General features: G+C 79.3%; 1 pseudogene. It reads right to left on the reverse strand.

The features are described 5' to 3' along the window. A pseudogene (locus SB822_RS56415) lies at positions 1-248 on the reverse strand (hypothetical protein); the annotation flags it as partial. Positions 249-285 lie beyond the last annotated feature (37 nt).

A 285-nucleotide genomic window follows, 5' to 3' on the forward strand; every position in this document is an offset into this window, starting at 1 on the left:
GGTGCGGTGAGCGACTCGGTCGCGGGCGTGCTGTCGGTCGGCTCGTTGCTGCTGGCTTCCGGCGGCGCCGGTGGCGGCGGAGTCGCAGCCACCGGGGCGGCGCTGGTGCGGGCAGCGGCTTGGGCGCGGCGCGCGGCCGGTTGCGCGGTGGCCTGGCGCGCCGGCGCCGGCGATGCAGCGCCCCCCGCCTCTGGCTCGCCAAGCCCGCCGCCGGTATCGGCCGGCGAACCGCGGCCGATCATCTCCATGCGCACGCGCCCTGCTTCCTCACCGGCTTCCGGCGGC

The sequence above is a fragment of the Paraburkholderia sp. SIMBA_054 genome (assembly GCF_046534875.1).
GTDB lineage: Bacteria > Pseudomonadota > Gammaproteobacteria > Burkholderiales > Burkholderiaceae > Paraburkholderia > Paraburkholderia hospita.